General features: G+C 68.4%; 19 protein-coding genes and 4 tRNA genes. 6 read left to right on the top strand and 17 right to left on the bottom strand.

The features are described 5' to 3' along the window. Positions 1-246 precede the first annotated feature (246 nt). The 14 genes from rplL to ON30_RS24270 all read right to left on the bottom strand — a co-directional run bounded on the left by rplL (position 247) and on the right by ON30_RS24270 (position 7,787). Positions 247-627, bottom strand: a complete 381-nt coding sequence (gene rplL / locus ON30_RS24205) for a 50S ribosomal protein L7/L12 (protein WP_040710455.1) — start codon at positions 625-627, stop codon at positions 247-249. Positions 628-688: 61 nt separating this feature from the next. Next, a complete protein-coding gene (rplJ, locus tag ON30_RS24210; protein ID WP_040710457.1) occupies positions 689-1,228 on the bottom strand; it encodes a 50S ribosomal protein L10 in 540 nt (179 codons plus the stop codon). Between the two features lie 333 nt (positions 1,229-1,561). Next, positions 1,562-1,969, bottom strand: a complete 408-nt coding sequence (locus ON30_RS24215) for a type II toxin-antitoxin system VapC family toxin (RefSeq protein WP_040710460.1) — start codon at positions 1,967-1,969, stop codon at positions 1,562-1,564. Next, positions 1,966-2,217 carry an AbrB/MazE/SpoVT family DNA-binding domain-containing protein gene (locus ON30_RS24220; RefSeq protein WP_051029922.1) on the bottom strand — a complete coding sequence of 84 codons (252 nt, stop codon included), beginning with the start codon at positions 2,215-2,217 and terminating at the stop codon, positions 1,966-1,968. Before ON30_RS24220 ends, ON30_RS24215 begins: the two co-directional genes overlap by 4 nt. 120 nt (positions 2,218-2,337) lie before the next feature. Continuing rightward, the gene (gene rplA / locus ON30_RS24225) at positions 2,338-3,051 is read right to left on the bottom strand and encodes a 50S ribosomal protein L1 (protein WP_040710463.1); all 714 of its coding nucleotides are present in this window, start codon (positions 3,049-3,051) and stop codon (positions 2,338-2,340) included. Positions 3,052-3,125: 74 nt separating this feature from the next. Next, positions 3,126-3,560, bottom strand: coding sequence for a 50S ribosomal protein L11 (gene rplK, locus ON30_RS24230; RefSeq protein WP_040710465.1), 435 nt, complete (start codon positions 3,558-3,560; stop codon positions 3,126-3,128). Between the two features lie 177 nt (positions 3,561-3,737). Continuing rightward, entirely contained in the window at positions 3,738-4,487 is a 750-nt protein-coding gene (nusG, locus tag ON30_RS24235; protein WP_040710467.1) for a transcription termination/antitermination protein NusG, read from the bottom strand. A gap of 132 nt (positions 4,488-4,619) precedes the next feature. Next, entirely contained in the window at positions 4,620-5,018 is a 399-nt protein-coding gene (gene secE / locus ON30_RS24240; protein WP_040710469.1) for a preprotein translocase subunit SecE, read from the bottom strand. Between the two features lie 32 nt (positions 5,019-5,050). Then, positions 5,051-5,123, bottom strand: a tRNA-Trp gene (locus ON30_RS24245). Positions 5,124-5,370: 247 nt separating this feature from the next. Beyond that, a complete protein-coding gene (locus tag ON30_RS24250; RefSeq protein WP_040710817.1) occupies positions 5,371-6,441 on the bottom strand; it encodes a fused (3R)-hydroxyacyl-ACP dehydratase subunits HadA/HadB in 1,071 nt (356 codons plus the stop codon). Positions 6,442-6,688: 247 nt separating this feature from the next. Next, complete coding sequence (rpmG, locus tag ON30_RS24255) at positions 6,689-6,859, bottom strand: 50S ribosomal protein L33 (RefSeq protein ID WP_011211653.1); 171 nt, start codon at positions 6,857-6,859, stop codon at positions 6,689-6,691. A 42-nt stretch (positions 6,860-6,901) separates the two neighbouring features. Continuing rightward, positions 6,902-6,977 (bottom strand) — tRNA-Met (locus ON30_RS24260). Positions 6,978-7,066: 89 nt separating this feature from the next. Beyond that, a tRNA-Thr gene (locus ON30_RS24265) sits at positions 7,067-7,139 on the bottom strand. 156 nt (positions 7,140-7,295) lie between these two features. Next, positions 7,296-7,787, bottom strand: a complete 492-nt coding sequence (locus ON30_RS24270) for a YajQ family cyclic di-GMP-binding protein (RefSeq protein WP_040710818.1) — start codon at positions 7,785-7,787, stop codon at positions 7,296-7,298. A 176-nt stretch (positions 7,788-7,963) separates the two neighbouring features. Between ON30_RS24270 and ON30_RS24275 the strand changes: the two genes are divergently transcribed. Continuing rightward, positions 7,964-8,046: transfer RNA gene (locus ON30_RS24275), tRNA-Tyr, on the top strand. Positions 8,047-8,130: 84 nt separating this feature from the next. On the opposite strand, the gene htpX is transcribed toward ON30_RS24275, so the two are convergent. Then, on the bottom strand, positions 8,131-9,003 hold the full coding sequence (gene htpX / locus ON30_RS24280) for a zinc metalloprotease HtpX (protein ID WP_040710471.1): 873 nt from the start codon (positions 9,001-9,003) through the stop codon (positions 8,131-8,133). 159 nt (positions 9,004-9,162) lie between these two features. Then, positions 9,163-10,185 carry a polyprenyl synthetase family protein gene (locus tag ON30_RS24285; RefSeq protein ID WP_040710474.1) on the bottom strand — a complete coding sequence of 341 codons (1,023 nt, stop codon included), beginning with the start codon at positions 10,183-10,185 and terminating at the stop codon, positions 9,163-9,165. 208 nt (positions 10,186-10,393) lie between these two features. On the opposite strand from ON30_RS24285, the gene ON30_RS24290 reads away from it, so the two are divergent. Beyond that, positions 10,394-11,662: a geranylgeranyl reductase family protein gene (locus ON30_RS24290; RefSeq protein WP_040710476.1), complete on the top strand. Its 1,269-nt coding sequence runs from the start codon at positions 10,394-10,396 to the stop codon at positions 11,660-11,662. 94 nt (positions 11,663-11,756) lie between these two features. Here ON30_RS24290 and ON30_RS24295 read toward each other — a convergent pair whose 3' ends face one another. Further along, the gene (locus ON30_RS24295) at positions 11,757-12,263 is read right to left on the bottom strand and encodes a DUF2505 domain-containing protein (protein WP_040710478.1); all 507 of its coding nucleotides are present in this window, start codon (positions 12,261-12,263) and stop codon (positions 11,757-11,759) included. A 40-nt stretch (positions 12,264-12,303) separates the two neighbouring features. On the opposite strand from ON30_RS24295, the gene ON30_RS24300 reads away from it, so the two are divergent. The 4 genes from ON30_RS24300 (at position 12,304) to ON30_RS24315 (ending at position 19,289) form a co-directional block, all read left to right on the top strand. Then, on the top strand, positions 12,304-12,783 hold the full coding sequence (locus ON30_RS24300; protein ID WP_040710479.1) for a DUF3592 domain-containing protein: 480 nt from the start codon (positions 12,304-12,306) through the stop codon (positions 12,781-12,783). A gap of 34 nt (positions 12,784-12,817) precedes the next feature. Next, positions 12,818-13,960 carry a glycosyltransferase family 4 protein gene (locus ON30_RS24305; RefSeq protein ID WP_083911636.1) on the top strand — a complete coding sequence of 381 codons (1,143 nt, stop codon included), beginning with the start codon at positions 12,818-12,820 and terminating at the stop codon, positions 13,958-13,960. Positions 13,961-14,014: 54 nt separating this feature from the next. Continuing rightward, positions 14,015-14,725 carry a demethylmenaquinone methyltransferase gene (locus ON30_RS24310; RefSeq protein ID WP_040710481.1) on the top strand — a complete coding sequence of 237 codons (711 nt, stop codon included), beginning with the start codon at positions 14,015-14,017 and terminating at the stop codon, positions 14,723-14,725. A gap of 238 nt (positions 14,726-14,963) precedes the next feature. Next, on the top strand, positions 14,964-19,289 hold the full coding sequence (locus ON30_RS24315; protein WP_040710482.1) for a bifunctional nitrate reductase/sulfite reductase flavoprotein subunit alpha: 4,326 nt from the start codon (positions 14,964-14,966) through the stop codon (positions 19,287-19,289). Positions 19,290-19,386 lie beyond the last annotated feature (97 nt).

The raw sequence follows: 19,386 nt of genomic DNA on the forward strand, positions 1-19,386 counted from the left end.
GGCAAACCTCCACGTTTCTTCGGCGAGCAGCCCCACCCGACCGACCGCGCAGAGGGTCATCACGGTGTACGTGTCACAGTGGGTTCGGTCACTCTATCTCAGGTGCGAGACCCGGCACAGCCCTACCTGACCGCAGAGTAACCCAGCGACACTCTCAAAATCCGGGATTTCCGACCGGACACCCCGGGTACAGCGAACGGGCGGTTCCCCGAGGGGGAACCGCCCGTTCGACGTAGTTCGGTCGTATTACTTGACCGAGACCTTCGCGCCTGCCTCTTCCAGCTTCGCCTTGGCAGCCTCGGCGGCATCCTTGGCGACCTTCTCCAGGATCGCCTTCGGGGCGCTCTCGACGAGGTCCTTGGCTTCCTTCAGGCCCAGGCCGGAGACGATCTCGCGGACCACCTTGATGACCTGGATCTTCTTGTCGCCCGCGCCCTCGAGCACGACGTCGAACTCGTCCTGCTCCTCGACGGCCTCGGCCGGCGCGCCCGCGCCACCGACAGCGGCGACGGCGACCGGAGCAGCCGCGGTGACCTCGAACTTCTCCTCGAACTTCTTCACGAAGTCCGACAGCTCGAGCAGGGTCATGTTGCCGAAGGTCTCGAGCAGTTCGTCAACGTTGGCCATTGTTGTTTCCTTTCGGTAGTGGATGTCTGTGGGGCGAGCCGCAACCGGTCACCCTCTGGTGTCACTCGGCGGCGGGAGCGCCTTCTTCGGCCTGCTTCTTCTCCTGCAGCGCGGCGGCCAGGCGGGCCACCTGCGAAGCGGGAGCGTTGAACAGACCGGCGGCCTTGGCCAGGTTGCCCTTCATGGCCCCGGCCAGCTTGGCCAGCAGGACCTCGCGGGTCTCCAGGTCGGCGATCCGCTCGACCTCGGACACGGACAGCGCGGCGCCGTCCATGTACCCGCCCTTGATGATGAGCGCCTTGTTGTCCTTGGCGAAGGCCTTGAGCGCCTTGGCCGCGTTGACCGGCTCGCCACTGATGAAGGTGATGGCGGTCGGACCGACGAACAGGTCGTCGAGACCCTCGACGCCCGCCTCGGCCGCAGCCCGCTTCACCAGGGTGTTCTTGGCGACGGAGTACGTGGCGTCCGCGCCAAGGGCACGGCGCAGCTCGGTGAGCTTACCGACCGAAAGACCACGGTATTCCGTGACCACGGTGGCCGTGGAGCTCTTGAACTGCTCGGCGATCTCCTCGACCGCGGTGACCTTCTCGGCATTAGCCATACTTCGCCTCCTCTCTCGATGTCGGATCGTGTCGGTTGCTACCGCACTGACCTCGACCGGGGGACCGGCGACAAAACAAACGCCCCGGACGCAGACAGAGCGCTCCGGGGCGAACAAGAACAACGATTCGGAAAACCGATTCGAGTCCCGACCTCGGCTCTCCCTGCGTGGGCCGCCGGCAATGTCGCCGGACCTTCGACCGCACCCTCACGGGCACAGCGACCAACGGTCTTCGGTAGAACGGATTGGGTAGTGATCGAACACGTCGATAACCACCACCCAATGTACCCGACCCCCCATACATCCACCAAAACGGGGATATTCGGCCTCGGTTCAGCCGTCCACCGGAGCGGGTTCGACGCGGGTGAGCGTCGGCACCCGATCCAGGCCGCGGTCGAACGAGGCCACCGCCGAACCGGATTCGCTCTCGGCCAGAGCGGCCAGATACGCGTCGGCGAAGGACAGCCGATGATGTTCGTAGACGTCGATCGTCCGGATCAGCAACGCCGGATCGTCGGTGACGATGTTGCGACTGCCCACCAGCGCCCGCGCCAGCACCCCGACCTGCGGACGCCCCACCTTGTACACGCTCTGCAGAACGTAGACGGTCTCCGCCAGGATCAAATCCGTCAGATACAGGGATTCCGAGTCGGCCAGGAATGCCGTCGCCCGCTTACCCATCTCCGGCGGATCCTGGGTGAGATGCCGGACGAGGATATTCGTATCGACGAAAACGGTCACTCCCGGTCTTCCCCCCACTGCTCCGCCCACGCGGCCGCCCGGATGTCCTCCCAGGACCTGCCCCGCACCTCCGGCGGCACCGGCACGCTGCCCGCCAGTTCCAGCAGGTCCGGCGTCCGCGCCAGGACGACGACTTGTCCCTCGACACGGAACAGCACCGTGTCACCGGTGTGGAGTTCCAGCGCGTCGCGCACCGCCTTGGGCACGGTGAGCTGACCCTTCGAGGTCAATCGAGCCTGAGCGTCCACCGGGTCTCCTTACCTTTCCCTCAGTGTAAGGGATTCGCGCGTCCGGGCACCGAGTGGAAAAACGGCGAGGGCGGGAACGCTGGTCGCGTTCCCGCCCTCGGCGGATGGTGCCTGTGTCGCTTACGCGTCCTCTTCCAGGAGGTTGCGGGTGCGGTTCGGGTCCACCGGGATGCCCGGTCCGGTGTTCGTGGAAACCGTCACCTTCTTGACGTAGCGGCCCTTGGCGGTCGACGGCTTGGCGCGCAGGATCTCGTCCAGCGCGGCGCCGTAGTTCTCCACCAGCTTGGCGTCGTCGAAGGACGCCTTGCCGATGACGAAGTGCAGGTTGGCCTGCTTGTCGACGCGGAAGTTGATCTTGCCGCCCTTGATGTCGTTGACGGCCTTGGTCACATCGTTGGTGACCGTGCCCGTCTTCGGGTTCGGCATCAGGCCGCGCGGGCCCAGGACACGCGCGATCCGGCCGACCTTGGCCATCTGGTCGGGGGTGGCGATCGCGGCGTCGAAGTCCAGCCAACCGCCCTGGATGCGCTCGATCAGATCCTCGGCGCCCACCGCGTCCGCACCGGCGGCCTCGGCCTCGGCGGCCTTCTCACCGGCCGCGAACACGATGACGCGGGCGGTCTTACCGGTGCCGTGCGGCAGGTTCACGGTGCCGCGGACCATCTGGTCGGCCTTGCGGGGGTCCACACCGAGACGAACGGCGACCTCGACGGTCGCGTCGGTCTTGGTGGAGGAGGTCTCCTTCGCGAGCCGCGCGGCGGCCAGCGGGGTGTAGAGCTGGTTACGGTCGACCTTCTCGGCCGCGGCGAGATACGCCTTGCTTCGCTTTGCCATGTTTCTCTGTCCTCTTGACTGGTTCAGAAGTGGTTGTCGGGCCTGGCCGGCCCTCCCACTGGACTGTCCGGGGCTCAGCCCTGGACGGTGATCCCCATCGACCGCGCGGTGCCGGCGATGATCTTCGCGGCCTGCTCGATGTCGTTGGCGTTCAGGTCTTCCTGCTTGGTCTTGGCGATCTCCCGGACCTGGTCCATGGTGACGGTCGCGACCTTGTTGCGGTGCGGCTCGGCCGAACCCTTCTGCACACCGGCGGCCTTGAGCAGCAGCTTGGCGGCGGGCGGGGTCTTCAGCTTGAAGTCGAACGACCGGTCCTCGTACACCGAGATCTCGACCGGGATGACGTTGCCACGCTGCGACTCGGTCGCGGCGTTGTACGCCTTGCAGAACTCCATGATGTTGACGCCGTGCTGACCGAGCGCGGGGCCGACCGGCGGGGCCGGGTTCGCCTGGCCTGCCTGGATCTGCAACTTGATGATCCCGGCGAGCTTCTTCTTCTTGGGGGGCATCTTTCTTCCTTGGTTTCGGTTCCTTACGGTTGCCGTAAGCCTGTGCGGGTTCGATCCCGCGTCCGGGCGCGCGCGCACCGGCGTTCACGAACGATCGACTCGCACACGTGAACCCGTACACCTTACCGATGCCGCGGATACGCCCCGCGCACGGGGCGGTTCAACGCCCCGTCCGGATCAGATCTTCGCGACCTGGGTGAACGCCAACTCGACCGGGGTCTCGCGACCGAAGATCGACACCAGCACCTTGAGCTTCTGCTGTTCGGCGTTGACCTCGGAGATGCTGGCGGGCAGCGTCGCGAACGGGCCGTCCATGACCGTCACCGATTCGCCGACCTCGAAATCGACCTCGATGACCGGCTTGGGGGCCACGTCGGTGGCGGTGGCCGCCTCGGCGGTGGCCGCGGCGGCGGGCTTCTTCTGCTGCTGCGAGGCCGGGACCAGGAACTTCACCACGTCGTCGATGGACAGCGGCGAAGGACGCGAAGTGGCGCCGACGAACCCGGTGACACCGGGGGTGTTGCGCACCGCGCCCCAGGACTCGTCGTTGAGGTCCATGCGCACCAGGATGTAGCCGGGCAGCACCTTGCGGTTGACGTTCTTGCGCTGACCGTTCTTGATCTCGGTGACCTCTTCGGTCGGCACCTCGACCTGGAAGATGTACTCCTCGAGATCGAGGTTCTGCACGCGGGTCTCGAGGTTGGCCTTCACCTTGTTCTCGTAGCCCGCGTAGGAGTGGATGACGTACCAGTCACCGGGGGCGCGCCGCAGCGCCGCCTTCATCTCGGCGACCGGGTCGGCGGGCTCCGCGTCCACCGGGGGGAGCTCGGATGCGTCCGCAGCGGCAGCGTCCTCGACGGCTTCCGCGGCCTGCGCCGCGTCGTCGACCGGGAACTCGTCGTTGGTTTCGTTCTCCGGGGTGCTCACTGGGGCACTCGCTTCCTGTGTCGTCACGTACATCCTCTGCGTACCGGTTCGGGCGCGCCGCTCACCGTGTTCGTGTGCCGGCTGCGCCACCGCTCCGCGTTCGCCGGTGTCACCGTCCGCGTGCGCGGACGATCAGCCGAACAGCCAGTCGACACCCTTGACGAACGCCAGGTCCAAACCGCTGATGAAGGCGACCATGAAGACCACGAACACCAGCACCACGGCCGTATAGGTGACCATCTGCTTGCGGTTGGGCCAGATGACCTTGCGCAGTTCCGCGACGACTTCTCGCAGGAACTTCAGCAGCCGCTTGAACGGATTCGCCGATCCGTCACGCCTGCTCGCGGGCTTGTCCGCCTTCTTCGACGGACGATCGATCGTGGCGACCGATCCCTTCTCGATCGAAACCGACTCACCGCGAGAACGCCTGGCGGAGCGCTTACCACTCGGCCGTGCCACCGCGGCGGTATCGTCGCCGTCCTCGGCGGCATGCGCGCCGTGGCGAGTATCCCGCTCGCTACGCTCGCTCACGTCGATCCTCTCTCATCGCTGGCATTCCAGGGCAGGGGCGACAGGACTTGAACCTGCAACCTGCGGTTTTGGAGACCGCTGCTCTGCCAATTGAGCTACGCCCCTTCGGTCGGGCCGACAAGTATCGCCTGTCCCGACCACCGTTCTTGTTCAGTTGTACCGGTGTCACACAACATACGCGCCGCCCCGGCGGGTGCCGGCCCCGTGGGCGGACGGGTGGACTTCTGTGGAAGCGAGCCCCGTGACCGCCTGGAACCAGTCTCGCAGAGCAGCGCGCAGCGGCTGGTGACCCCAGGCTCCCGAGTGTACGGCACCCCCGACGCCGATAGCTAATCCGGGGTGCCCGCCCAGCTCAGGACAGCTGCACCGTCGCGGTCGCGCGACCGAAGATCTTCTTGCCCGCGGACTTGGCGACCAGGGCCACGACGGCCGTGCGGGTCTCGGGGTCGACGGATTTGACCTTGCCGGTGTACTCGATCTCGGCGGCCGACTCGGCGCCGACGTAGACCGGGCTGGTGAACCGGACGTTGTACTCCTTGACCGCGCCGGGATCGCCCAGCCAGGAGGTGACGAAACCGCCGCCAAGGCCCATGGTGAGCATGCCGTGGGCGACCACGTCGTCCAGGCCGACAAGGCGCACGACCTCGTCGCTCCAGTGGATCGGGTTGGCGTCGCCGGACACGCCCGCGTAGTTGACCAAGTCGCCGCGGGTCAGCCGCACGGTGCGCGCGGGCAGTTCCTCGCCCACGGTGACCGAGTCGAAGGAGCGGGCGCGCTCGTTCGCCTCCACGGTGGGGACCGCGGCGACGGCGACCGGCGGCTCGCTCAGCGGCGAACGGGTGCGCGGCCGGTGGACCGGGGCCTCCTCGTCGATGCCGTGCATCAGCACGTTGCGGACCGCGTCGGTCAGGTTGGGATCGATGTCACCGCCGCTGCGCCCGATGAGCGTGGTGTAGGTGGTGAGCACCAACTCGTCGTCCTGGGCGGTGACGATGTTCTTGGTGACGATGATGTCGCCGCCGAAGGCCTGGCGGAACGAGTGCAGGTACACATCGCAGGTCAACTGGTCGCCGACGCGGATGGGCCGGTGGAATTCCAGGATCTGGTCGGTCTGCATGATCTGGCTGAGGTCGTAGCCGGTGACGATCTGTTCGAACAGTTTGCGCTGGGCCAGGATGCCGACCAGGGAGATGAAGGTGACCGGGGCCACCAGGCCGTCGTGACCGTAGGCGTTGGCCGCGTCCTCGTCCCAGTGCACCGGGTGGTAGTCCTGCACCGCGCGCGCGTACTCGCGGACCTTCTCGCGACCGACCTCGTAGTAGTCGTCGACGCGGTAGTGGTGACCGACCATCGCCGCCGCGTGTGCGGCGGGATCGAAGATTTCCTCGTCCGCCTGAACCGCTTCTGCTGTACCGGTGTTGATTGTCACGGGAGGACTGTACCTATCTGACCCCGCTGCTCGGAGTCGGCCGAGCGGCCACGAATACGCCGTGCCGACGCCCGGCCGCTCCGTGTCCGCGTGGTGCGTACCCATTCACCGTAACCGGAGCCGGAAACGCGTTCAGGGCCGGACATGATGCCTGTCCGGCCCTTCGCAGCTTCACGTTCCGACAAACCGGGTTCCGACACCCGGCCCCCGATCACGCGGCAGTGGCACGTGCTGTTCGGGTCTAGCGGGATTCGCGGTGCGCCCGGTGGGTGCCGCAGTTCGGGCAGAACTTCTTCAGTTCCAGCCGATCCGGGTCGTTGCGCCGGTTCTTCTTGGTGATGTAGTTGCGATGCTTGCACTGCTCGCAGGCCAAGGTGATCTTTGGCCGGACATCGGTGGACTTCGCGGCCACGACATTCCTTCTTTCGGTCAACCAGGATGATCTGATCGGTTTTGGTAGCGATGGCCGGACTTGAACCGGCGACACAACGATTATGAGTCGTTTGCTCTACCGACTGAGCTACACCGCCACGGGTCGCATTGCCTGGATGACGCGCCCGACCCCCACTGAGTGGGAACTTTCAGCGATGCCGAGTCGGTCACCACCGGCAATCCGGCGAGCCCCCTAACGGAATCGAACCGTTGACCTTTTCCTTACCATGGAAACGCTCTGCCGACTGAGCTAAGGGGGCATGACTAGCTCCGCACCGAGTCCTCCTTGCTCGACTCCGGCGCGGCGAAGTCTTGAACGAGATTACACACCCACCGGTCACAGTTCCAAACCGGGTGGTCAGAGGCGGTTTTGCGGCCGTCGTGACGACGACCGCGACCACCGCGTCCGGCCGATCTCAGCGGTAATTCACGAACTGCAACGCGATGCCGAAGTCCTCGCCCTTGAGCAAAGCGATGACGGCCTGCAGGTCGTCGCGCTTCTTGCTGCTGACCCGCAGTTCGTCGCCCTGGATCTGCGCCTTGACGCCCTTGGGGCCCTCGTCGCGGATCTTCTTGGAGATCTTCTTGGCGTGGTCGGAGTCGATGCCCTGCACCAGCGAACCGGTGATCTTGTAGGTCTTGCCGGACACCTGCGGTTCGCCCGCCTCGAACGCCTTGAGCGAGATGTCGCGACGGATCAACTTCTCCTTGAATACCTCGAGCGCGGCCTTGACCCGCTCCTCGGCCTCGGCGGTGAGCACGATGTTCTCCTCGCCGGACCACTCGATGCTCGCGCCCGTGCCGCGGAAGTCGTAGCGGGTGTTCAGTTCCTTCTCCGCCTGATGCAGGGCGTTGTCGACCTCCTGCCGGTCGACCTTGCTGACGACATCGAAAGACGAATCGGCCACACTTCGCTCCTGTTCCTGACGGTCCCACGGACTCACCCCGACCGGGGCACTATCGATCATCGACAGTTGTACCCGCCGACCGCCGCGGTTGTCCCATCGCACGGCCGTTGTCCAGCCGGTTTGCATTCCGGGGCGGGGTACGTTGTAAGCTGCTCTGCGCGCCGAGAAGCGCGAACGGCAGGTTGCCCGAGCGGCCAATGGGAGCAGACTGTAAATCTGTCGGTGAAAGCCTACGTAGGTTCGAATCCTACACCTGCCACTCACCGGAAAAGAGCGAGCTGTGTACGCACGGCTCGCTCTTCTCGTTAATCCGGACCGCCCCGGAATTCCCGGTGCGGTGGGGTCAGTGCGACCGCGGTCCGCCCGCCATCTCCTCGAGACGCGCGATGCGCTCGGCCATCGGCGGATGTGTCGAGAACCACCGTGCGGCACGCTCACCCGAGCGGAACGGGTTGGCGATCATCAGATGCGACTGCGCCGTCAACTGGGGCTCCGGCGGCAGCGGAGCGGCCTGTACGCCGCGTTCGAGTTTGCGCAGCGCGGAGGCCAGGGCGATCGGATCGCCGGACAATTCGGCGCCGGAACGATCCGCCTGATATTCCCGGGAACGCGAGACCGCGAGTTTGATCAGGGTCGCCGCGATCGGCCCGAGCAGCGACACCAGTAATACGCCCAGGAAATTGCCGCCGCCGTTTCCGCGCCCACCGAACGCCGAGGCGAAGAATGCGAGATTCGCGAGTCCGGAAATGACCGCGGCCATCGCGCCCGCGACCGAGGAGATGAGGATGTCGCGGTTGTAGACGTGCGACAACTCGTGCCCGAGGACCGCCCGCAGTTCCCGTTCGTCGAGGATCTGGAGGATGCCGCTGGTACAGCACACCGCGGCGTGGCGCGGATTGCGGCCGGTGGCGAAGGCGTTGGGGGCGTTGGTGGGGCTGATGTAGAGGCGCGGCATGGGCTTGCGCGCGAGCGTCGCCAGTTCGCGGACGATCCGGTACATGACCGGCGCTTCCAATTCGCTGACCGGTTGCGCGTGCATGGCCTTCAACGCGAGTTTGTCGCTGTTGAAATAGACGTAGGCGTTCATGCCGACCGCGAGCACGATCGAGACGACCAGAATCGTCGGACTGCGGAACATCGCGCCCGCGAACACGATCAGGGCCGAGAGTCCGACCATCAAACCGAAGGTCTTCAGTCCGTTCGCATACGCGTGCATATCCGCTCCGTCCCGCCTCTCCTGCCTGCCGATGTCGGCATCCGGTCGCGCGGCCGTGCCGGTCGCGACCGCATCGCCGCTTGCATCACACCAGGTCAACGCCGGGTGCGGGGTAAAGGTTCCGTATCGGTGACGAACCGCACCCGGGGGGCGGTGGACTCAGCCGACCCGTTCGATCGTGTATTCGACCAACCGGACCAGCGCGTCGTTGGCGGGCCCCGCGGGCAGGGCGGCCAGTTCGGTGCGGGCGATGTCGGCGTAGCCGCGCAACTTCTCCTTCGCCTGCGACATGCCGCGCGAGGACGCCAGCAGCGCGAGCGCCTCCTCGACCTCGGCGTCGGTCTCGAGCGGACGTGCCAGCAGTGTGCGCAACCGGTCGCCCTCGGCGCCTTCCTCGCGCAGCGCGTAGAGCACCGGCAGGGTGTGCACGCCCTCGCGCAGATCCGTGCCGGGGGTCTTGCCGGACTGCTCGGCGGCCGAGGAGATGTCGATGATGTCGTCGGAGATCTGGAAGGCCGTGCCGACGGCGTCGCCGAGACGGGCCAACCGCTCGATGTGCGCGGCATCCGCGCCGGAGAAGGTGCCGCCGAAACGACCCGAGGCGGCGATCAGCGACCCCGTCTTCTCCCACACCACGCGCAGGTAGTGCTCGACCGGGTCCTGGGTCGACTTCGCGCCCATGGTCTCGCGCATCTGGCCGGTGACCAGTTCGGCGAAGGTCTCGGCGATGATGCGCACGGCTTCCGAACCGAGGGTCGAGGTCAGCCGCGAGGCGTGCGCGAACAAGTAGTCGCCCGCGAGGATGGCGATGTTGTTGCCCCAGCGCGAATTCACGCTCGGGGCACCGCGGCGCATGGTGGCTTCGTCCATCACGTCGTCGTGGTAGAGGGTGGCCAGGTGCACCAGTTCCACGACGGCGCCCGCGGTGACCAGCGCCGGATCGGTGGGGTTGGGACCGAGCTGACCGGTGAGGATGGTGAACAGCGGACGGAAACGCTTACCGCCCGCCCTGGCCAGGTGCAGCGCGGCTTCCTGGAGGAAGTCCTCGCCGTCGGTGAGCTCGTCGATGAGGAGTTTCTCGACCTGTTCCAGGCCGTTGCGCACGGTCGACGCGAGCTCGGTATCGCCGAGGTCGACCCCGGCCACCACCGTGCTCTGCTCTGTCACAGCCGATGTGCTCATACCTTCTCCCAGCGACGCGTCCGACCCCACGGTGAAGAACCTAGCGTGTCCACGCGATGCGGCCCATGAACACCGTCACTACGCGGGTGCATCGGACACCTTCCCACAGGGTAGGAGCAGCCCGGCGGGCGCGCACCGGCCCCCGGGGCCCGCCGCGTGAGCGGTGCGACGTCGACACCCGGGAGATCTGCCTGCCAGTATGGGGGCCATGGGATCAGCGGATGGCACGGGCGGCGGCGGGGAGGGCGCGCTGCCCGGCGGCGCGGAGGTGCTCGTCGTCGGAGCCGGGCCCGCCGGATCGGCCGCCGCGGCGTGGGCCGCGCGGGCGGGTCGCGACGTGGTGCTGCTGGACGCGGCGGTCTTCCCCAGGGACAAGACCTGCGGCGACGGCCTGACCCCGCGCGCCACCAAGGAACTCGAGCACCTCGGCCTGGGCGAGTGGTTGCGCGCGCACACCGTCAACCACGGCCTGCGGATGACCGGATTCGGGCGCGAGGCGCTGTTGAGTTGGCCCGCCGGGTCCTTCCCCACCTACGGCAGCGCGGTGCCGCGCACCGAACTCGACGACACCTTGCGGCAGACCGCGGTGAAGTCGGGGGCGCGGATGGTCGAGGGCGCGAAGGTGGTCGATATCACTCGCGACGGCGACCGCGTCACGGGGGTCACGGTGGCCACGGGGGCGGGCTCGCGCACCGTCACGTGCGCGACGCTGATCGTGGCCGACGGTGTCCGTTCCCCCGTGGGCAAACTGCTCGGGCGCACCTGGCACCGCCGCTACGCCTATGGCACGGCCGCGCGCGCCTACATCCGCTCCGGCCGCAGCGAGGACCGGTGGATCACCTCGCACCTGGAACTGCGCGACGCCGACGGCGCGCTGGTGCCGGGCTACGGCTGGGTGTTCCCGCTGGGCAACGGCGAGGTCAACATCGGCGTGGGGTCGCTGGCCACCGAGGCGCGCCCGTCGCATATCGCGTTGAAACCGCTGCTGCGCCACTACACTTCGCAGCGCTTCGAGGAGTGGGAGTTCGAGGGCGAATTGCGCGCGGTGGCCTCGGCGCTGCTGCCGATGGGCGGCGCGGTGTCCGGGATCGCGGGGCCCAACTGGGCCCTGGTCGGTGACGCGGCGGGCTGCGTCAACCCGCTCAACGGCGAAGGCATCGACTACGGGTTGGAGGGCGGCCACATGCTCGCCGACCTGCTCGACGAACCCGATCTGACCCGGCTGTGGCCGGAATTGCTGCGCGCTCGCTACGGACGCACGTTCTCGGTGGCGCGCCGGATAGCGGGGTTGGCGACGCATCCGCGGATGGTGCCGATCGGCGGTCCGCCGGTGATGCGCTCGCGCTACCTGCAACGCACCGCGGTGCGGGTGATGGGCAATCTCGTCACCGACGAGGACGTGGATCTGACCGCCCGGGCTTGGCGGCTCGCCGGCCGCGCCTCGATGCGGGCCGACGAACTGCCGCCGTTCACCTGAGCCGCCCCGGCGCGACGAGCCACCGAACCCATCGGACGGGACGGACCTCCGGGCGGCAGGCGGGATGGGCCGCAGCGGGCCGACGAGCTTCGGATCAGGCCCCGGCCTGGGCGCTGACCCAGTTCTCGATGAAGCTTCGTTCGCTGTTGAGCACCTTGCGGTAGAGCTGTTCGGCCAGCGGTTCGATGGCCCCGCCGACCAGCGGGACCTTGACCTTCACGGTGCCCTCGACGGCGATCTCCGCCCCTTTCTCGGTGGGCCGGAGGAGATAAGTGCCCGACATCTCCCCCGCGATACCGGTGGTCGAACCCTCGAATCCGCCGGTGACGGTGTCGCCCCGCAACTCCTGCCAGGTGTCGGTGCGCTTCAGGACCAGATCGCTCTTGAGGACCTTGCGGACGATGCCGGGCACCTTGTCCTGGCTGGCGCGTTCGCTCATGAAGATGCGGATGGTGTTCTCGCCGTCGGGATGCGACAGTTCCAGGGTCGCGGTCGGGGCCTCGGCGAAGCGGGCCCGCCACACCTCGTCACGTGTCAATGCCCGGTGGAGTTCTTCGACCGGGACTGCGTAGGGCACGGTGAAGCTGAATTTTCGGGACATGGGCGCACACGCTAGCCGAACGCCTCGGTAGCCTGTTGCGGTGTCGGAAACCACCCAGTCCGAAAGGCGCTCGGTCCGCCTGCGGCGGGCCAGGATCGGCGTCTACACCGCGGCGACGGTGATCAGCGTGCTCATGGCGCTGCTGGTGCTGGCCGCCTGGCGCAACGACTACCTGATCGGTTCCGACAAAGGCGTGACCACCGCCGAGGTGCTCTCCGCGGGGCGGTTGCGCTCGGCGGTCATCTACGTCACCCCCGACGGGGAGACCCACAATCCCAAGGTCGGCGTGCTCTATCCGACCAATCTGACCGCCGGTGAGCGGATCAACGTCGAGTACAGCCGCGCCGACCCCGATCTGGTCCGGGTCGCCGGGCGCGACGTGCGGGTGGCGCTGCTTCCCGCGCTGTCGGTGATCGTGGTGGCCTGGCTGCTGGCCCTGCCCACGCTGTGGATATTGGCCCGCCTGGATCGGCGCGCCAAGCGTTCGCCGGACGTTTCCTCGGCGGTCACGTCCGTGTGACGGGTCCGCGCGCTGGACCGGTCAGGCTGGACGGGTGCGCGTAGCCATCGTTTCGGAGTCGTTCCTGCCGAATATGAACGGCGTCGTCAATTCCGTCCTGCGGATCCTGGACCATCTCGACCGCCACGGTCACGACGCGCTGGTGATCGCGCCGGACGTCTTGCGCGGCCAACCGCCCGCCCCTCGCTTCCACGGCCGGTTCCCGGTGCACCGGGTGCCCGCGGTGATGGTGCCGAAGATCAGTTCGCTGCCCGTCGGGTTGCCGCAGCCCGGCATCACCGCCGCCATCCGCGATTTCGACGCCGACGTGGTGCATCTGGCCTCGCCGTTCCTGCTGGGCGCGGGCGGGCTCGGCGCGGCGGTCCGGTTGGATCTGCCCTCGGTCGCGGTCTATCAGACCGACGTCGCCGGTTTCGCCAAGAGTTACGGCCTCGGCCTGGCCGAGCGAGCGGCCTGGCGCTGGACCCGCCGCATCCACGAAGGCGCGACCAGGACGCTGGCGCCGTCGAGCGCGGCGGCGGCCGATCTGGCCCGGCACGGCGTCCCGCGCATCCACCGCTGGGGTCGCGGCGTCGACATCGCGCGGTTCACCCCGTCGGCCCGGCGCGCCGACCTGCGCGCGCGGTGGCTGGACGGCTCGGATCGGCTGCTGGTCGGCTTCGTCGGCCGGTTGGCGCCGGAGAAGCACGTCGAACGTCTCGCGGTGCTCGCCGACGATCCCGACGTGCGGTTGGTCATCGTCGGTGACGGCCCGGACCGGGCGATGCTGGCGAAGAAGATGCCGAGGGCGGTGTTCACCGGGGAACTCGGCGGCGACGAACTCGCCCGGGCCTACGCGAGCCTGGACGTGATGGTGCACGCGGGCGAACACGAGACCTTCTGTCAGGGCGTGCAGGAGGCGCTGTCCTCGGGGGTGCCGGTGATCGGTCCGGACGCGGGCGGTCCGCGCGATCTCATCGCGCACTGCCGCAACGGCTACCTGCTGCCGGTGGAACGGTTCGAGGAACTGCTGCCCAGCGCGGTCGCGGCGCTGCGCGATCCGACGGTGCGCACCCGCTTCGCCAATGCCGCTCGCAAATCGGTGCTGCACCGGACCTGGCCCGCGATCTGCACCGAATTGATGGGCCACTACGCCGAGGTCACCGGGATGCGGACCAGTCTGTGGCAGACCGCCTGACGCCGATCCCGGCCTGAGAGCGGTCCGGTCGGTTCGCGCACTAGGGTCGAACCCGTGGCGAAAACAGAGCAGCGGGAGTCGGTCCGGGCCTCGCTCGACAAGCAGCCGAGCGAAGTCGCGTCGATGTTCGACGGTGTCGCGAAGCGGTACGACATCACCAACACCGTGATCTCGGTGGGTCAGGACAAGTACTGGCGGTGGGCGGTGCGCAAGGCCGTCGCGCCGCGACCGGGCGAGCGGGTGCTCGACCTGGCCGCGGGAACCGGGGTCTCCACGCTGGACCTGGCCAAATCCGGCGCGTGGTGTCTGGCCGCCGACTTCTCCCAGGGCATGCTCGCGGCGGGCCGGTTCCGGGATGTGCCGATGGTGGCCGCCGACGCGACCGCGCTGCCTTTCGCCGACGACTCCTTCGACGCGGTGACCATCTCCTACGGCCTACGCAACATCAGCGAGAGCGAACAGGCGCTGCGCGAGATGCTGCGGGTCACCAAACCGGGCGGCCGACTCGTGGTGTGCGAATTCTCCACACCCGTGCTCCCGGTGTTCAAGACCCTGTACATGGAGTACCTGATGAAGGCGCTGCCGCGGGTGGCGCGCGCGGTCAGCAGCAATCCCGACGCCTACGTCTACCTGGCCGAATCCATCCGGGTGTGGCCCAATCAGCGCAGACTGGCGCGGCGGATCGCCGATGCGGGCTGGTCGTCGGTGAAGTGGCGCAACCTCAGCGGCGGCGTCGTGGCGTTGCACCGCGCCTACAAACTCTGAGCAGCCGGGTAGTGACCACCCTCACGTCGGGGCGGTCGACACCGCGGTTGTGGTCGAGCCCGTCGGTCCGCACCGCGGCGGGTCTCGGTCCCGCCCAGCTCACGAGCCCGATTCGGGGTCCGCACGCCCCGCGACGCCCTTGGGCTCACCGCCGCGCCCGCGAGGTGTGAGGGTAATCGTCACCTGGCGATAACGCGGGGTAAATGCGTTGCAACGGCCGGTCGCCATCATCGGAGACATGTCGGATGCGGTGAGCGGAAGCGACGCGGACACGGCCAGAACAGCCTGTTCGTACTGCGGCGTTGGCTGCGGCATCACCGTGCGGACCGAGACCGACGTGACGGGCGCGCCGGTGATCACCAAGGTCGCGGGCGACAAAGCGCACCCCACGAACGCGGGCAGGCTGTGCACCAAAGGCGCGACGCACCTCGAACTCATGCGCGCCCCCGGACGCATGGAGACCGCCTACCGCCGTCCCGAACGCGGCGCGACACCCGAACCGGTGTCGGTGGACGCGGCGGTCCGCGAGGCCGCCGACCGACTACGCGCCATCCTCGACGAACACGGCCCCGACGCCCTCGCGCTCTACGTCTCCGGGCAGATGTCGCTGGAAGCGCAGTACCTGGTGACCAAACTGGCCAAGGGCCACCTGCGCACCGTCCACCTGGAAGCCAACTCCCGACTGTGCATGGCCAGCGCGGGCACCGGCTACAAGCAGTCGCTCGGCGCGGACGGCCCACCCGGCTCCTACGACGATTTCGAGCACGCCGACCTGTTCTTCGTCATCGGCGCGAACATGGCCGACTGCCATCCCATCCTGTACCTGCGCATGGCCGAACGGCTCAAGGCGGGCGCGAAACTGATCGTGGTCGACCCGCGCCGCACCGACACCGCCGCCCGCGCCGACCTGTTCCTCCAGATCGCGCCCGGCACCGACCTCGCGCTGCTCAACGGCCTGCTGCACCTGCTGGTCGCCGACGGCGCGATCGACGAGCGGTTCATCGCCGAGCACACCGAGGGCTGGGCGGCGATGCCGGAATTCCTGGCCGACTACCCGCCGGAGCGGGTCGCCGAACTGACCGGGCTGGCCGAGGCCGACATCCGCACGGCCGCCGCCTGGATCGGCGAGGCGGGCGAATGGATGTCGCTGTGGACGATGGGACTCAACCAGTCCACCCACGGCACCTGGAACACCAACGCGCTCTGCAATCTGCACCTGGCGACCGGCGCGATCTGCCGTCCGGGCAGCGGGCCGTTCTCGCTGACCGGTCAACCCAACGCGATGGGCGGTCGCGAGATGGGCTACATGGGTCCCGGGCTGCCCGGACAGCGCAGCCTGCTCGTCGCCGAGGACCGCGCCTTCGTCGAGACCGCGTGGGACCTGCCGTCCGGCACCCTGCGCACCGAGGCCGGACCCGGCACCATCGACATGTTCCGCCAGATGGAGGACGGCCGGATCAAAGCGGCCTGGATCATCTGCACCAACCCCGTCGCCTCGGTCGCCAACCGCAAGACGGTGATCGCCGGCCTCGAAGCCGCCGACCTGGTCATCGCGCAGGACACCTACACCGAGACCGCCACCAACGCCTACGCCGACCTGCTGCTGCCCGCGACCCTGTGGGCCGAGGCCGACGCGCTGAACGTCAACTCCGAGCGCACCGTCACCCTGTTGCGCCGTTCGGTGGACCCGGTCGGGCAGGCGCGCCCGGACTGGCTGTTGATCGCCCAGGTCGCCACCGCCATGGGATTCCCCGGTTTCGAGTTCGCCTCCAGCGCCGAGGTGTTCGCCGAGATCCAGCGTTTCGCCAACCCCGCGACCGGCTACGACCTGCGCGGCATGAGCTACGAAGCGCTCGCCGAAGGGCCGATGCAGTGGCCGTGCGCCGACCCCGAGACCCGCCGCAACCCCATCCGCTACCTCAACGACGGACGCAGCCAGACCCGGCACGAGGACGCCGACGGTCACGCGCCGCGCCTGGCGTTCGCGACGGCGAGTCGCCGCGCGGTGTTCTGGGCGCGCCCGCACATGCCGCCCGCGGAGATGCCCGACGACGACTACCCGTTCACGCTGAACACCGGTCGGCTGCAACACCAGTGGCACACGATGACCAAGACCGGTCGCGTCGCGAAACTCAACAAGTTGAACGGCGCGCCGTTCGTGGAGATCCATCCCGAGGACGCCGAACGGCTCGGGGTGCGCGCCGAGGACCAGCTCGAGATCGCCTCCCGGCGCGGACGCGCGGTGCTGCCGGTGCTGATCAGCGACCGGGTCCGGCCCGGCGACTGCTTCGCGCCCTTCCACTGGAACGACGAGCAAGGCGAATACCTGACCATCAACGCCGTGACCAACGACGCGGTCGACGGCGCGTCGCTGCAACCGGAGTTCAAGGCGTGCGCGGTCGCGTTGCGCCGGGTCGCCGCCGTGCCCACGCCGCCCGCGCCACCGGAACCGGCCGCGGACGAACGATCCGTTCTCGAACAGCCCGGTGCGGCACGGACCGACGCGCATCCGCTCGCCGCGCTGCTCGGCCTCGGACCGATCGCGCCGCCGCTGGGCGAACTCGAACGCGTCTACCTGGGTGGTTATCTCGCGGCGCTGCAAACGCTTCCGGTGACCGGCCAGCCGGTGCTACCGGACTCCGCGCCGCTGTCGGCGGCCGCGCGGGCCTGGGTGGACGGTCTGCTGGCCGGAATGTACTCGCGCGCCACCGGATCGACGCGGGTCGACGCGGCCACGGAGGCCGCGCCCGCCGCGCCCGCACCGGTCACGGTGCTGTGGGCCTCGCAGACCGGCAACGCCGAGGAATTCGCGGGGCAGGTCGCCGAACGGCTCACCGCCGCCGGATTCGCCCCGCGCCTGCTCGACATGGACTCCTGCGACATCGACGCCCTCACCGGCGACGTACTGGTCGTCAGCAGCACCTTCGGCGACGGCGGTCCCCCCGACAACGGCGCCGACTTCTGGGAACGCCTCGGCGGATCACGGCGACTCACCGACGTGCGCTACGCGGTCTTCGCCCTCGGCGACTCCTCCTACGACGACTTCTGCGGCCACGGACGCGGACTCGACACCGCCTTGGCCGAACGCGGCGCACACCGCCTACTACCCCGCGTCGACGCCGAACCCGACTACGAGGACGCCGGAGCTCTGTGGCTGGACGAGATCGTCGCGGTGCTCGGGGAGGGACGAGATGACTCCGGGAGCGGCGGTTTTGCCGGCGGTCCGGCGACCGCAGGCGGCTTCGACGGTCGACCCGCGAGTGGCTCGACCGGCAGCGGTTCGACAGACAGCGCCAGCGGACTGGTCGGGACCGGCGCGAACAGCATGGCCGGCGGCAGGGGCGGGAACGGTGCGACCGGATCGCAAGGGGCGCGCACGGGCGGCGCGACGTTGACGCGGACCGCACCCGATTCGCGGGCCGCGGCCCCCTTCACCCGCAACTCCCCCGTGACCGCCGCGCTCGTGCGCAACGAGCCGTTGTCGCGGGGCGGGTCGCCGAAAGAGGTGCGGCAGTTCGGGTTCGATCTGCGCGACAGCGGGGTCGGGTACGAGGTCGGGGATTCGCTCGGGGTGTGGCCCGCCAACTGCGGGTCGCTGGTACGGGAATGGCTCGGCGCGACCGGACTCGACGGGCGGCGCGCAGTCGAGGTGGACGGACGCGAGGTGCCGCTGGCGGAAGCGCTGCGCACCCACTACGACATCACCCGGGTCGGCCCGGATCTGCTGGGTTTCGTCGCCGAACGCAATCCCAACCAGCAGTTGGCCAAACTGCTGCGGCGCGACAACCGCAACGAACTCGCCAACTACCTATGGGATCGGCAGGCCGTCGATGTGCTGCGCGATTTCCCGGTGCGCGCGGACCTGGTGGAGTGGCTGGGCGCGCTGAAGAAGCTGCAACCGCGCCAGTATTCGATCTCGTCCAGTCCGCTGGTCGACCCGGACGAGGTGCAGTTGACGGTGGGCGTGGTGCGCTACGGCGATCCGGCGGCGGCCGGGTCGGCGGCACGGCGCGGCGGGGTGTGTTCGACGTTCCTGGCCGACCGGGTGGAGGAACGCGAACACCGGGTGCCGATCTTCCTCCAGCGCGCCCCGCACTTCCGGCCGCCGCGCGACCCGAGCGCGCCGATGATCATGGTCGGGCCGGGTACCGGCATCGCGCCGTTCCGCGGTTTCCTGCACGAACGCCGCGCGCTCGGCGCGACCGGACGCAACTGGCTGTTCTTCGGCGATCAGCACGCCGCGCAGAACTTCTACTACCGCGCCGAACTCGAGGACATGTTCCGCTCGGGTTTCCTGACCCGTCTCGATCTGGCCTTCTCCCGCGACCAGCGGGAACGGATCTACGTGCAGCACCGCATGATCGAGCACGGCGCGGAACTGTGGTCGTGGCTGCGCGACGGCGCGCACTTCTACGTCTGTGGCGACGCGGCCCGCATGGCCAAGGATGTGGACGACACGCTGCTGCGCATCGCCCAGATCCACGGCAAGCTCGATGAGGCGGGCGCGCTGGCGTTCAAAAAGCAGATGGTCGCCGAGAAACGCTACGTGCGCGACGTGTACTGAGCCGCGCACCCCCGACGAGGCGCGACAGGTCGTGGCGAACTGTCGCACTTGCGCAGGGCGGCCGGATTCCCCTCGCACTTGTGCCGGCGTAGAACTC

The sequence above is a fragment of the Nocardia takedensis NBRC 100417 genome (assembly GCF_000308695.1).
In the GTDB taxonomy this organism is placed as follows: domain Bacteria; phylum Actinomycetota; class Actinomycetes; order Mycobacteriales; family Mycobacteriaceae; genus Nocardia; species Nocardia takedensis.